A 13,571-nucleotide genomic window follows, 5' to 3' on the forward strand; every position below is an offset into this window, starting at 1 on the left:
AACCGCGTACGTATGCTAAATATGAGAAATCTCATAGCGGATAAACATCGTGAAAGAAATCCACAATAATGATCTTAAGCAGCAATTGATGAGTGAATCCGCGTTTAAGGATTGCTTTTTAACGGATGTTTCAGCCGATACGCGGCTGTTTCATTTTTTAGCGCGTGACTACATTGTGCAGGAAGGGCAACAGCCGTCCTGGCTGTTTTATCTGACGCGAGGCCGCGCCAGGCTTTACGCCACGCTTGCTAATGGTCGCGTGTCGCTGATCGATTTCTTTGCCGCCCCCTGTTTTATTGGTGAGATTGAGTTAATCGACAAAGACCATGAACCGCGTGCGGTGCAGGCTATTGAAGAGTGTTGGTGCCTTGCGCTCTCTATGAAACATTACCGCCCGCTGTTATTAAACGACACGCTATTTTTACGAAAACTCTGCGTCACCTTAAGTCATAAAAATTATCGTAATATTGTTTCTTTAACTCAGAATCAATCATTTCCGTTAGTTAATCGCCTGGCAGCTTTTATATTACTCTCGCAGGAAGGTGATCTTTATCACGAAAAGCATACGCAAGCGGCAGAGTATTTAGGCGTTTCTTATCGACATCTTTTATATGTTCTCGCGCAATTCATTCACGACGGTTTATTAACTAAAAGCAAGAAAGGGTATCTCATTAAAAACAGAAAGCAGTTGTCAGGACTGGCGCTGGAGATGGACCCGGAGAATAAATTCTCCGGGATGATGCAGTAAAAATTATTTGCAATAGCGCGATTGCCGGATGCAACGCTTAATACGTTTTATCCGGTCTACAAATCGAGCATTACGCCAGACCAATAAAGAACCCGGCAATAGTCGCACTCATCAGGTTGGAAAGCGTTGCTGCTGCCAGCGCCCGTAAACCAAGCTGGGCGATTTCTGGAGCACGTTTTGGCGAAATAGCCGAAAATGCGCCAACGACAACACCGATAGAACCAAAGTTAGCAAAACCACAAAGCGCAAAGGAGATAATCGCAATGGTTTTCACTTCCAGCGTGCCGCCCGTTTGCAGGTATGGGGAGAAACTCAGGTAAGCGACGAATTCGTTAATCGCCAGTTTCTGCCCAATCAGGCTACCCGCAAGATTGGCATCACTCCAGTCCACACCCATGATCCACGCCAGCGGTGCCAGCACATAGCCAAAAATACTTTCCAGAGAGGCATTGGCGAAACCAAACCAGCCACCAATTCCGCCGATAATGCCGTTGATCAGCGCAATAATTGCGACAAACGCCATTACCACCGTCGCTACACCAGCGGCGATTTTCAGCCCAGTCATCGCACCGCTCGCCGCCGCTTCGATAAAGCTTTTTGGCGGCGTTTCGCTGAACGACAGATTTTCAAATGTGACCTGCGAAGGCTCGGTGGCCGGGCTAAGAATACGTGCAAACAAAATACCACCTGGGATCGCCATCAGCGATGCCGCTAACAGGTAGTCAATTGGTACGCCCATTCCGGCATAACCAATCATCATCGAACCAGCAATGGACGCCATCCCGCTACAAATTGCGGTAAACAACTCGTTGCGATTCATGCGATCGATAAACGGTTTAACGATCGCCGGGATCTCATTTTGCCCGAGGAAAATAGTTGTGACTGCGACAAAAGATTCGATTTTGCTGATGTTAAGAGCTTTCTGGAAAATGCTGCCAAGGATGCGAATCAGCAGCCCCATCACGCCAATGTAGTACAGCAGACTGATGAGCGCAGTAACGAAAATAATCGCCGGAAGTACGCGAAAGGCGAAGATAAAACCCGCACCGTCAAACAGGACATCCATTTTCGGCCCAACCAGCGAACCAAAAATGAAGGCGCTACCGGCATCACTGTAAGACATCACTTTATGAACGCCTAATGCCGCCTGTTCTACTGCCCATTTTCCCGGTGGGAAGTAGAGCATGATGCCACCAATAGCGATTTGCAGCAGCAGTGCGGCTCCAACCGTACGCAAACTGATGCTCTTTTTATTCACTGACAACAGAAATGCTATTGCCAGTAACACCACCATCCCCACAACACTTCTCATTATGTCCATAATGATTTTCCCTTCATGCCAGTAAACCCGGCGTCAGCGCCAGGTTTTGGTATGTTTGATGAGTACGGGCGACGGCTTTCTGCCCGTCAGAAATTAACCCGCGAGACGCTGGTATTCTTTGGCAATTTCACTCGCCAGAATGGCGTTGTTGAACACCAGCTGGATATTGGATTTCAGGCTGTCACCGCCGGTCAGTTCAGCAACGCGCGCCAGCAGGAACGGTGTACTTTCTTTACCAATAACGCCCTGCTCTTCGGCTTCGGCGACGGCTTGATCTATGGCTGCATTGATAGATTCCTCCGGCATCGCAAACTGTTCCGGGATCGGGTTCGCTACCACGAGGCCACCGTTCAGCCCGCTTTGCCATTTCACCGCCATTGCACGGGCAATTTCACTGGCGCTGTCGAGACGAATGCTGACGTCAAACGAGCTGGTACGGCAGAAAAACGCAGGCAGCGCTTTAGTCTGATAGCCAATTAACGGCACACCGAAGGTTTCTAAATACTCAGTGGTTAATCCTAAATCGAGAATAGATTTCGCCCCGGCACAAACAACGGTGACATTAGTATTTGCCAGTTCTTGCAAATCGGCAGAAATATCGAAGGTATGTTCCGCCCCGCGATGCACACCACCAATTCCCCCGGTGGCAAATACTTTAATTCCGGCAAGCGCCGCAATAATCATCGTTGAAGCCACAGTGGTTGCGCCATTTTTTCCGGCGGCAACAACAAAAGGTAAATCGCGACGACTAACTTTGGTCACGTTATGCCCTTCACGACCCAGTAATTCAATTTCTTCTTTACTTAAACCCACTTTCATCACGCCGCCAATAATGGCGATAGTGGCAGGTACTGCGCCCTGTTTACGAATAGTTTCTTCTACTTCAATTGCGGTCTGGGCATTTTGTGGGAACGGCATCCCGTGAGAAATAATGGTCGATTCCAGCGCCACAACCGGTTTTTTGTTTTTTAAAGCTTCCTGCACTTCCGGGGAAATTTGTAATAATTCAGGGGAAATTTTTAATTTAGACATTCTGCGTTCTCCACTAACGATATAACGTTGGCAATCGATAAATCGGGGTTATTGGTGTATTCACAGGAGAGCGCCATTGACGAACATCCCTGTGCGAAACGAACAGATTCGGCAAACGGCATTCCGTCTACCCAACACGAAGCAAGTCCCGCCATCATGGCATCGCCCGCTCCGGTAACATTAATAACATTGGTTTTGATCGGCGCAGACCAGCCATTTTCACCTCTGATATCGCTGTAATAAACGCCGTCGCCGCCCATGCTCAATACCAGTCGGTTCAGGCCATGTTGATGGAACCAGGCAGCAACTTTTGCCACATCGTCACGCCCTGACAGCGCAATCCCACTCAGGGTTTCCGCTTCAAGGCGGTTTGGCTTCAGAGTGTGGATCTGATTTAGACGGTCGCGCACTTTGACACATTTCCATGCGGAAACCGGATCGACAAATACGGGTACGTTGGCGACATTATCCAGAATCCATGCCAGTGCCTCTTCACTGATATTACAGTCCGCAACAATGACCTTTGCCCTCTGAATAAATTCACGGTGCTGTGCGAGATATTCAGCTGTAATAGCGTTGCTAATATTCATGTCATTTATAGCAACCAGCATTTCACCGGTATTATCGAGTAATGATAAATAACTAGACGTATTTTCTCCCGGCACAATCAGGCATTTATCGACATAAACGCCAGATTGATTGGTTTGCGTTAGCAGCGATTGACCATAAAAATCACTGCCTACTGCGCTCAGTAGCCAGGCTTTGTTACCCAGCAACGCCAGGTTTTGTGCAATATTGCGCCCTACTCCACCAGGCGTAAATTTTATTTTACCTGGATTTGAATCCGCATAATTTAATGATTCATGTGAATATCCGGCGACATCAATATTCGCCGAACCTATAATTACGACATAATCCTTTTCGCGCATAGCACGTCCTCTGGTAAAAAATTACCAACCCTGTCAATCCACAAGAATATAGATACTGCAAAGACGGTTTAAACATGTGTTCATATTTAAACATGTGCTCATAGTATGCATGTTTTACGTAAAGTAAATTACCGCCAGAGAGGCTAAATGGGCAGATTTGAGCAGGCTCACAAAATGCGATTAAATGCCTGAATTACAAAAGCGAGGAATTTGTGACGGGATGCACAGAACAGGAACAATAAAAAAGGGCAGAAAATAATCTGCCCTTGAGGAAATAACCTTAGTGTTTGATGAACGTTTCAAGTTTCTACTGAAAGATAAAACCATTTAAATTCATAAAATTACATTCACAAGCTGGTCATTCCCTTTGCGCTCATCCAATGATACAGGGCAGGAAATTTCTGCCCTGTAACACACCTTTTATTACGCTGCTTTCGCTACTGCGTCCACTTCCGGACGTTTCAGGAAGGCATAGGCCAAACCCGCCACCAGCGTACCGGCAATAATTGCTACCAGGTAACCCAGTACCGGCGTAATAGCGCCAGGGATCAGCAGAACAAACAGACCACCGTGTGGTGCCATCAGTTTCGCACCAATCGCCATTGAGATTGCGCCAGTCAGCGCACCACCCACGATACAGCACGGCAGCACACGCATCGGATCACGAGCAGCAAACGGAATTGCACCTTCCGAAATGAAGCACAGTCCCAATACCAGAGCGGCTTTGCCACCTTCCTGCTGCGCTTTGTCGAATTTGCGACGCGCCACCATTGTTGCCAGACCCATTGCCAGCGGTGGCACCATACCTGCCGCCATAATCGCCGCCATCGGGCCATAGGTTTGAGTACTCAGCAGACCCACACCGAATGCGTACGCTGCTTTGTTTACCGGACCGCCCATGTCAGTACACATCATGCCACCGAGGATCGCCCCCAGCAGAACCGCATTCGCAGTCCCCATGGTCTGCAGCCAGTGAGTCAGCCCTTCGAGAATGCCAGCAACCGGTTTACCGATCAGGTAGATCATCGCCAGACCGACCACCAGACTGGAAATTAGCGGAATGATCAGGATTGGTTTCAGCGCCTCCATACTCTGTGGCAGTTTCAGTTGCGTACTGATTAACTTCGCAATGTAACCAGCCAGGAAGCCCGCAATAATACCGCCAATGAAGCCAGAACCGGTGCTGACCGCCAGCATACCGCCAATCAGACCCGGCGTGAGGCCCGGACGATCGGCAATGGAAAAGGCAATATAACCTGCCAGTACCGGCACCATCAGCGCAAAGGCTGAACCACCACCAATCTGCATCAGCGCCGCTGCCAACGTACCCGGCTCTTTAAACGCTTCGATACCAAAAGCAAAAGAAAGCGCGATACACAGACCACCAGCAACGACCATCGGCAGCATGTAAGAGACGCCCGTTAGCAAGTGACGATAAGCGCCTGCACTCTCTTTCTTACCTTCAGTGGTCGCCGTTTGAGCTTTGCCCGCCGGTTCATACGGCGTTGCTTCAGCAACCGCTTTATCCAGTTCCTGAGCGGTTTTCTTCAGCGCCAGACCGGTAGAGGTACGATACATCGGTTTACCAGCAAATTTCGCCAGATCCACTTCGATATCTGCCGCCACAATCACCAGATCCGCTGCGGCTACTTCCTCGGGAGTGATTGCATTACCCGCGCCAACAGAACCACGGGTTTCAACTTTCACCCACCAGCCACGTTTTTTCGCTTCGGTTTCAATGGCTTCAGCCGCCATAAAGGTGTGTGCTACGCCAGTCGGGCAAGCAGTCACCGCAACTACGCGTTTCGGACCGCTGGCGGCAACCGGTGCTGTCGCAGTGACCGGCGCAGTGTAAGGTTTCGCATGGCCTTTGGCTTCACTCAGGAACAGCTCAGGGTGCGCAACTGCCCGGGAAATATCACCCAGCCAGACATTTTTACCGTTCAGCGCGCTGTCATTCGGGATGGAATCACCGAGAACAATCGCCATTTCAGCGTCGTTCGGATTGTCGATGATTTCCAGTTTTGCTTTTCGCGCCGCCGCGCCCAGCAGGGTCTTCGCCATATAGGCGCGTGCCTGACCGAGATTAGCGTCAATAATCAGCAGCGTTTTCATTATGCCTCTCCTGCTGTCAGTTAAAAGGTTGTAAGTCGACGCGCGCCATCATTGCGGCCAACTGCGGACGATCGGTAATACCCACATTGCTTTGACTTACCGCCAGGGCTGCAACAGCTGTCGCCAGACGCAGTGTGTGTTCACTGGATTCACGCATCAGCAAGCCATAAATCAGGCCACCAACCATAGAATCCCCTGCGCCAACGGTGCTTACGACATCGACTGACGGTGGTTTGGCGATCCATTCGCCGGAGGCATTAACCCAAAGCGCGCCTTCGGCACCCAGTGAAATAACAACATGCGCGATACCTTGTTCACGCAGCGCATGCGCAGCTTCAATCACATCTTTCATTTCAGGCAGTTTACGGCCTGCCCAGATTTCCAGCTCGCGGCGGTTAGGTTTCACCAGCCACGGTGCCGCTTTCAAACCTGCTACTAACGCTTCACGGCTACTATCAAAGATAATGCAAGGACACTGACTACGCAGGCGAGTCATCCAGTCGGTGAACGCTTCCGGGCTGACGCCTGACGGTAAGCTTCCGCTGACACAGACCATATCGAACTGACCGAGCCAGCTCAGAGAATCAGTCACAAAGCGTTCCCAGTCGGCGGGGGTGACTTCAAAACCCGAGAAGTTGAAGTCGGTCACTTCGCCGTCTTTTTCCGTCAGCTTAACGTTAATTCGAGTGCGCCCCTGTACAACCTGGAAACGGTTGGCAATGCCCAGCTCGCTGAACAGTTGCTGAAAACCATCCTGATTGTCTTTACCGAGGAAGCCGCCAACGGTGACATCAATTCCCAGGTCTTTTAATACTTTGGCCACGTTGATGCCTTTACCCGCCGCATGCAGACCGGTGGTTTTCACCAGGTTCACTTCGCCGCGTTCAATTTCCGGGCAGAAACCAACAAGGTCATAAGCCGGATTAAGGGTGATAGTAGCAACACGTCTGCTCATTATGCGCCCTCCCCAAGACCAGCAGCGATAGCGTCGCCGATTGCTTTCAGCGCCTGTTCAGCATCTGCACCCTGGGCGGTAAAGCGTAGGCGATGACCTTTCTTAACGCCAAGTGCCACAACTTTCATCAGACTACGTCCGTTTGCCGGTTTGCCGGTGCCATCAAGGTTTGTCACGGTAATATCACTGTTAAATTGTTTAATGGTATTGACCAGCATGGTACCTGGACGAGCATGCAGGCCGTGTTCATTGCGCACCACAAACTCCGCGCTTAACACGTCGTCGGTCGGCGCATCATCGCTGGTCAGCAGCGCCAGCAACGTTGCCGCATCCGCTTTCAGCAAGCGGTCAGCTTTATTGTCGAGCAACAAATCAGCGAGACGCTTAAGAACCGCGAGGGGCTGATCGTCATTCATCGCCACACTCACCAGCATGGCTGCCGTTTCGCCGTCCACATCAAAAGCATTTGCCGCACGGCTTACCGCAATCGCGCTACGCAGATTGCCTTCGGCGCTATCGCTCAGCCAGATACCCTGTCCGAGGTTCAGCGGTTGTTCATTGATGGCTTTGGTGACGAAAGTGGCGTCAACTGCCCCCGCCTCTTTCAGACGCGCAGCGTTCAGCGCCTGAAGAGTCAGCAGATCGCTGGCGACGATATCCAGCGTCAGCATTTCGTTGTCGAGCTTCAGCTGCTCACTCTGCTTTTCGCCCATCAGCAATGCGCGAAGTTCTTCTGCTGTTGTTGCTGACTTCAGTTGTTCAGCAACGGAATCATCGCTCAGTACGTGGGTCAGCTGGCGTAGCAGGCCCAGATGTTCATCCGAGCTGGCAGCAATACCGATCGCCACGTACGCTACCTGACCGTCACCCCAGGTGACGCCTTCCGGGAACTGAAATACCTGAACGCCCGTTTTCAGCACCTGATCGCGGGTGTCGGTGGTGCCGTGTGGAATAGCAATACCATTGCCGAGGAACGTTGAGGTTTGCTGCTCGCGCGCCAGCATGCCATTGACGTAGCCTTCTGCTACATTACCGGCATGCACCAGCGCCGCAGCGACCTGGCGAATCGCCTCTTCTTTGTCTCCGGCCTTTTCGCCCGGATGGATGTCCTGTACGGATAACTGGAACATAGTTCTCCTCTCTTGCTGAATTGAAACGATTCAGCCTCTATGAGAAAAAAAGCGCCAACCTGGCTTAGGGTTAAAGACAAGATCGCGCTGAAACGTTTCAAGAAAGCATAATACTTCTGTTTCAGCACGCAAGGAAAGCCGTAAAGTTATGAGCAAAAGTTTGATGTGCTGCACAATTTTTTGCCATTTTTCCTAATTGCTGATGGAAAAATCCCTTATCAGCAATTTCATTTCAGCAGCGTCAGCAGCCAATCAGCAACAGTGAAATGGCATTTTGATTATTCGTGGCGCTTTTGATTTCGCTGTCTGTTTATTTTCTGACAAGCAGCGTAAACTCCGCGTCTTCCTCTTCCAGTGATCGACCAGCATGCATAACTCCCCCGCAGTCTCCAGCGCGAAATCGTTTGACCTGACCTCGACGGCGTTTTTAATCGTTGCCTTTCTCACCGGTATTGCGGGCGCTCTGCAAACCCCGACACTCAGTATTTTTCTTACCGATGAAGTACATGCCCGTCCGGCGATGGTGGGATTCTTCTTTACCGGCAGCGCTGTCATTGGGATTCTGGTAAGTCAGTTTCTCGCCGGGCGCTCTGATAAGCGCGGCGATCGCAAATCGCTGATTGTCTTTTGCTGCCTGTTAGGCGTGCTGGCCTGCACCCTTTTTGCCTGGAATCGCAACTACTTTGTTTTGCTATTCGTTGGCGTCTTTCTTAGCAGCTTTGGCTCGACCGCTAACCCGCAAATGTTTGCCCTTGCCCGTGAACATGCCGACAAAACCGGACGTGAGGCGGTGATGTTCAGTTCTTTTTTACGCGCTCAGGTTTCACTGGCATGGGTCATTGGCCCACCGCTGGCTTATGCCTTAGCGATGGGTTTCAGCTTTACGGTAATGTATCTGAGCGCAGCGGTAGCGTTTATTGTTTGCGGCGTGATGGTGTGGCTGTTTTTACCGTCGATGCAAAAAGAGCTTCCGCTGGCGACCGGCACGATTGAAGCGCCGCGCCGTAACCGTCGCGATACGCTGCTGCTGTTTGTCATTTGTACATTGATGTGGGGCTCGAACAGCCTGTACATCATCAACATGCCGCTATTTATTATCAACGAACTGCATCTTCCCGAGAAACTGGCCGGTGTGATGATGGGGACCGCCGCCGGGCTGGAAATCCCGACCATGTTGATTGCCGGATATTTCGCCAAACGTCTGGGTAAGCGTTTCTTAATGCGCGTTGCTGCCGTGGGTGGCGTCTGTTTTTACGCAGGAATGCTGATGGCGCATTCACCTGTCATTCTGTTGGGCTTGCAGCTGCTAAATGCTATTTTTATTGGCATTCTGGGTGGCATCGGGATGCTCTATTTTCAGGATTTGATGCCCGGTCAGGCAGGTTCAGCCACCACGCTCTATACCAACACGTCGCGCGTGGGCTGGATCATCGCAGGATCAGTGGCGGGCATCGTCGCCGAGATCTGGAATTATCACGCTGTGTTCTGGTTTGCGATGGTGATGATTATCGCCACTCTGTTTTGCTTACTGCGGATTAAAGATGTTTAAGGCGCGGTCAGGATTTCCAGATCGATAAGCCAGGTCATGGCCTGCTGACGCGAGTTACCGCACATTTCAGCACTGGCTTGTAAGCCTGCACAGACTTTCGGTCGCAGTGGCGAGGTGAAAATTTTACAGCGTTGCTGTTCATCAAGCTGAATGCAGGGCGTATTGGCGGGCTTGCCATCTGGCATACCGGGAATAGGGCTGGAAATTGAAGGGGCAGTGCAACACGCCCCGCAACCCGGACGGCATTCCATACGTTGTTCTCTTAAGGTTAACCACCGGATTGATGAGCGCGCACAGTACCACCTTTTTTGCACCAGCAAAAGTGCGAATACCACTTGCCCGAAAGGCCCGTCGCGAGTACTTTGTCGCGATATTTTTGACATTTTCGACTACAGGAATTTTTCGATGCCAAGAGCGAACGAAATTAAAAAAGGTATGGTACTGAATTACAACGGCAAACTGCTGCTGGTTAAGGATATTGATATTCAGTCGCCCACTGCCCGCGGTGCCGCTACGCTGTACAAAATGCGTTTTTCTGATGTCCGTACCGGGCTGAAAGTAGAAGAGCGTTTCAAAGGTGATGATATCGTTGACACCGTGACGCTGACCCGCCGTTACGTTGACTTCTCCTATGTCGATGGCAACGAATATGTCTTTATGGATAAAGAAGACTATACCCCGTATACCTTCACCAAAGATCAGATTGAAGAAGAGTTGCTGTTTATGCCAGAGGGCGGCATGCCGGACATGCAGGTGCTGACCTGGGACGGTCAACTGCTGGCGCTTGAGCTGCCGCAGACCGTTGATCTGGAAATCGTTGAAACCGCACCAGGCATCAAAGGGGCATCTGCCAGCGCCCGTAACAAACCGGCGACATTGAGCACTGGTCTGGTGATTCAGGTACCAGAATACTTAAGCCCGGGCGAAAAAATTCGTATCCATATCGAAGAACGCCGTTATATGGGGCGTGCTGACTAACTTCAGCCGCATGCAGAAAAGGGATAGCTCAGGCTGTCCCTTTTTTAATTTATTATACCAATCTTCTATTTTGCGCTTCCTGAACACCTTACGCCCTCAATTTTCACTCGTTGATTGATCGCCCTCACACTTCATCGCATTAACAATCCAGACCAATTTCAATTGCTGTCATATAACTTTACACTGTCATTGTTAATTTATCGTTACTAAGACGTGACTCCTATGAAGACAATTGCCTCCGTTACGCTCCCGCATCATGTACACGCTCCACGCTACGATCGCCAGCAGTTGCAATCACGTATCGTTCATTTTGGCTTTGGCGCCTTTCACCGCGCTCATCAGGCGTTACTGACCGATCGTGTGCTGAATGCCCAGGGCGGCGACTGGGGGATCTGTGAAATCAGCTTGTTCAGCGGTGATCAACTGATGAGCCAGCTCCGCGCACAGAACCATTTATATACCGTGCTGGAGAAAGGTGCGGACGGCAATCAGGTGATAATTGTCGGTGCCGTTCACGAATGCCTTAATGCAAAACTGGATTCCTTAGCGGCAATTATTGAGAAATTTTGCGAGCCACAGGTGGCAATTGTTTCCCTGACGATTACCGAAAAAGGCTATTGTATTGACCCGGCCACCGGTGCACTCGACACCAGTAATCCGCGGATTATTCACGATCTACAAACCCCTGAAGAACCTCACTCCGCACCGGGTATTCTCGTCGAAGCACTGAAACGCCGCCGTGAGCGCGGCCTTACACCGTTTACCGTGCTCTCCTGCGACAATATTCCCGACAATGGTCATGTGGTGAAAAACGCGGTGCTGGGAATGGCAGAAAAACGTTCGCCAGAACTCGCCGGGTGGATAAAAGAGCACGTCAGTTTTCCGGGAACCATGGTCGACCGCATTGTTCCGGCTGCAACCGACGAATCACTGGTGGAAATCAGCCAGCATCTGGGGGTGAATGATCCCTGCGCGATTAGCTGCGAACCGTTTATCCAGTGGGTGGTGGAAGATAACTTCGTCGCTGGGCGTCCTGCCTGGGAAGTCGCAGGTGTACAAATGGTGAATGATGTCCTGCCATGGGAAGAGATGAAACTGCGGATGCTTAATGGCAGCCACTCTTTTCTCGCTTATCTGGGTTACCTCTCAGGATTCGCCCATATCAGTGATTGCATGCAGGATCGCGCATTTCGCCATGCCGCCAGAACATTAATGCTGGATGAGCAAGCGCCGACACTGCAAATTAAAGATGTCGATTTAACACAATATGCGGATAAGTTAATTGCACGTTTTGCTAATCCGGCGCTGAAACATAAGACCTGGCAAATCGCGATGGATGGCAGCCAGAAATTACCGCAACGCATGCTGGCAGGTATTCGCATACATCAGGGGCGCGAAACGGACTGGTCGTTGCTGGCATTAGGCGTTGCAGGCTGGATGCGTTACGTCAGCGGCGTTGATGATGCCGGAAATGCCATTGATGTTCGCGATCCGCTTAGCGATAAAATTCGCGAACTTGTTGCGGGCAGCAGCAGTGAACAACGCGTAACCGCCCTGCTTTCCCTGCGTGAAGTTTTCGGTGATGATCTGCCAGATAACCCGCATTTTGTGCAGGCCATCGAACAAGCCTGGCAACAAATCGTACAATTCGGCGCACATCAGGCGCTATTAAACACCCTCAAAATTTAACGATTTCTGCGGTTAAAGCGGATGAAGCTCACCTTCGTCCGCTCTCCCCTTCTCTTTTCTGCCTTTTTTAGCCAGGATTAACGCTCAGTTAACTTACCAGAGTATTGCGGAGCCGTTGTGACCAGGACCAACCTCATCACCGGTTTTCTCGGCAGCGGGAAAACCACGTCGATTCTTCATCTGTTAGCCCATAAAGATCCCAACGAAAAATGGGCGGTACTGGTTAATGAATTTGGGGAAGTCGGAATTGATGGTGCTTTGCTCGCCGATAGCGGCGCATTGCTGAAAGAGATCCCCGGCGGCTGCATGTGCTGCGTTAATGGTTTACCCATGCAGGTAGGGTTGAATACCTTACTGCGTCAGGGAAAACCAGACCGCTTGTTGATAGAGCCGACCGGGCTGGGCCATCCGAAACAGATCCTCGATCTGTTAACCGCACCAGTCTATGAACCGTGGATAGATCTGCGCGCCACCTTGTGCATTCTCGATCCACGCCTGCTGCTGGACGAAAAAAGCGCCAGCAATGAAAACTTCCGTGACCAGCTGGCTGCCGCAGACATCATTGTCGCCAATAAATCCGACCGTGCGACGCCCGAAAGTGAGCAAGCGCTACAGCGTTGGTGGCAGCAAAATGGTGGCGATCGACAATTAATTCACAGTGAGCATGGGAAAGTTGACGGTCATCTTCTGGATTTGCCGCGTCGCAATTTAGCCGAGTTGCCCGCCAGCGCCGCGCATTCTCATCAGCATGTCGTGAAAAAAGGGTTAGCAGCGTTAAGCCTGCCAGAGCATCAACGCTGGCGTCGCAGTCTGAACAGCGGGCAAGGATATCAGGCCTGCGGCTGGATATTCGACGCTGATACGGTATTCGACACCATTGGCATTCTGGAATGGGCGCGACTTGCACCGGTGGAACGCGTCAAAGGCGTGCTGCGTATTCCCGAAGGGCTGGTACGAATCAACCGTCAGGGCGATGACCTGCACATTGAAACGCAAAACGTTGCGCCACCGGACAGCCGTATTGAGCTGATTTCCAGCAGCGAAGCTGACTGGAATGCCTTACAGAGCGCGCTGTTGAAGCTTCGTTTAGCGACTACCGCGTAAGGTTGCCTGCGTTTTTCAGTA

At 51.0% G+C, this 13,571-nt stretch carries 12 protein-coding genes; 5 read left to right on the forward strand and 7 right to left on the reverse strand.

Annotation, left to right across the window (positions count from 1 at the left end):
• Positions 1–49 precede the first annotated feature (49 nt).
• A complete protein-coding gene (locus K0778_RS04185; RefSeq protein ID WP_000658583.1) occupies positions 50–748 on the forward strand; it encodes a transcriptional regulator YeiL in 699 nt (232 codons plus the stop codon).
• A gap of 70 nt (positions 749–818) precedes the next feature.
• On the opposite strand, the gene K0778_RS04190 is transcribed toward K0778_RS04185, so the two are convergent.
• From K0778_RS04190 to fruB, 6 genes are all read right to left on the reverse strand, one after another.
• Complete coding sequence (locus tag K0778_RS04190) at positions 819–2,069, reverse strand: NupC/NupG family nucleoside CNT transporter (RefSeq protein WP_000353878.1); 1,251 nt, start codon at positions 2,067–2,069, stop codon at positions 819–821.
• A 93-nt stretch (positions 2,070–2,162) separates the two neighbouring features.
• Positions 2,163–3,101 carry a pseudouridine-5'-phosphate glycosidase gene (psuG, locus tag K0778_RS04195; RefSeq protein ID WP_000040208.1) on the reverse strand — a complete coding sequence of 313 codons (939 nt, stop codon included), beginning with the start codon at positions 3,099–3,101 and terminating at the stop codon, positions 2,163–2,165.
• Entirely contained in the window at positions 3,089–4,030 is a 942-nt protein-coding gene (locus tag K0778_RS04200; protein ID WP_001208147.1) for a pseudouridine kinase, read from the reverse strand. The genes psuG and K0778_RS04200 overlap by 13 nt, the downstream gene beginning before the upstream one ends.
• 423 nt (positions 4,031–4,453) lie before the next feature.
• Positions 4,454–6,145 carry a PTS fructose transporter subunit IIBC gene (fruA, locus tag K0778_RS04205; protein ID WP_000854467.1) on the reverse strand — a complete coding sequence of 564 codons (1,692 nt, stop codon included), beginning with the start codon at positions 6,143–6,145 and terminating at the stop codon, positions 4,454–4,456.
• A 16-nt stretch (positions 6,146–6,161) separates the two neighbouring features.
• Positions 6,162–7,100: a 1-phosphofructokinase gene (gene fruK, locus K0778_RS04210; protein WP_000091263.1), complete on the reverse strand. Its 939-nt coding sequence runs from the start codon at positions 7,098–7,100 to the stop codon at positions 6,162–6,164.
• Positions 7,100–8,230: a fused PTS fructose transporter subunit IIA/HPr protein gene (fruB, locus tag K0778_RS04215; RefSeq protein ID WP_000487232.1), complete on the reverse strand. Its 1,131-nt coding sequence runs from the start codon at positions 8,228–8,230 to the stop codon at positions 7,100–7,102. The genes fruK and fruB overlap by 1 nt, the downstream gene beginning before the upstream one ends.
• Before the next feature lie 367 nt (positions 8,231–8,597).
• Here fruB and setB point away from each other — a divergent pair, with 367 nt between their 5' ends.
• Positions 8,598–9,779: a sugar efflux transporter SetB gene (gene setB / locus K0778_RS04220; protein WP_000551969.1), complete on the forward strand. Its 1,182-nt coding sequence runs from the start codon at positions 8,598–8,600 to the stop codon at positions 9,777–9,779.
• On the opposite strand, the gene K0778_RS04225 is transcribed toward setB, so the two are convergent.
• Positions 9,776–10,030 (reverse strand): YkgJ family cysteine cluster protein, encoded by a 255-nt coding sequence (locus tag K0778_RS04225; RefSeq protein WP_001446648.1) that lies wholly within the window; start codon positions 10,028–10,030, stop codon positions 9,776–9,778. The genes setB and K0778_RS04225 overlap by 4 nt on opposite strands.
• A 154-nt stretch (positions 10,031–10,184) precedes the next feature.
• On the opposite strand from K0778_RS04225, the gene yeiP reads away from it, so the two are divergent.
• The 3 genes from yeiP (at position 10,185) to yeiR (ending at position 13,550) form a co-directional block, all read left to right on the forward strand.
• Entirely contained in the window at positions 10,185–10,757 is a 573-nt protein-coding gene (gene yeiP / locus K0778_RS04230) for an elongation factor P-like protein YeiP (protein WP_001136827.1), read from the forward strand.
• Positions 10,758–10,979: 222 nt separating this feature from the next.
• On the forward strand, positions 10,980–12,446 hold the full coding sequence (locus K0778_RS04235) for a mannitol dehydrogenase family protein (RefSeq protein ID WP_000848223.1): 1,467 nt from the start codon (positions 10,980–10,982) through the stop codon (positions 12,444–12,446).
• Positions 12,447–12,563: 117 nt separating this feature from the next.
• On the forward strand, positions 12,564–13,550 hold the full coding sequence (gene yeiR, locus K0778_RS04240) for a zinc-binding GTPase YeiR (protein WP_000198822.1): 987 nt from the start codon (positions 12,564–12,566) through the stop codon (positions 13,548–13,550).
• Positions 13,551–13,571: the final 21 nt, after the last annotated feature.

The sequence above is a fragment of the Escherichia sp. XD33 genome (genome assembly GCF_019375075.1).
GTDB lineage: Bacteria > Pseudomonadota > Gammaproteobacteria > Enterobacterales > Enterobacteriaceae > Enterobacter > Enterobacter flexneri_A.

Coding starts and splice junctions, on each gene's coding strand:
- fruK (WP_000091263.1), bottom strand. CDS start 7,100: ATGAGCAGACGTGTTGCTACTATCACCCTTAATCCGGCTTATGACCTT.
- K0778_RS04235 (WP_000848223.1), top strand. CDS start 10,980: ATGAAGACAATTGCCTCCGTTACGCTCCCGCATCATGTACACGCTCCA.
- K0778_RS04190 (WP_000353878.1), bottom strand. CDS start 2,069: ATGGACATAATGAGAAGTGTTGTGGGGATGGTGGTGTTACTGGCAATA.
- psuG (WP_000040208.1), bottom strand. CDS start 3,101: ATGTCTAAATTAAAAATTTCCCCTGAATTATTACAAATTTCCCCGGAA.
- setB (WP_000551969.1), top strand. CDS start 8,598: ATGCATAACTCCCCCGCAGTCTCCAGCGCGAAATCGTTTGACCTGACC.
- fruA (WP_000854467.1), bottom strand. CDS start 6,145: ATGAAAACGCTGCTGATTATTGACGCTAATCTCGGTCAGGCACGCGCC.
- K0778_RS04200 (WP_001208147.1), bottom strand. CDS start 4,030: ATGCGCGAAAAGGATTATGTCGTAATTATAGGTTCGGCGAATATTGAT.
- K0778_RS04225 (WP_001446648.1), bottom strand. CDS start 10,030: ATGGAATGCCGTCCGGGTTGCGGGGCGTGTTGCACTGCCCCTTCAATT.
- yeiP (WP_001136827.1), top strand. CDS start 10,185: ATGCCAAGAGCGAACGAAATTAAAAAAGGTATGGTACTGAATTACAAC.
- fruB (WP_000487232.1), bottom strand. CDS start 8,230: ATGTTCCAGTTATCCGTACAGGACATCCATCCGGGCGAAAAGGCCGGA.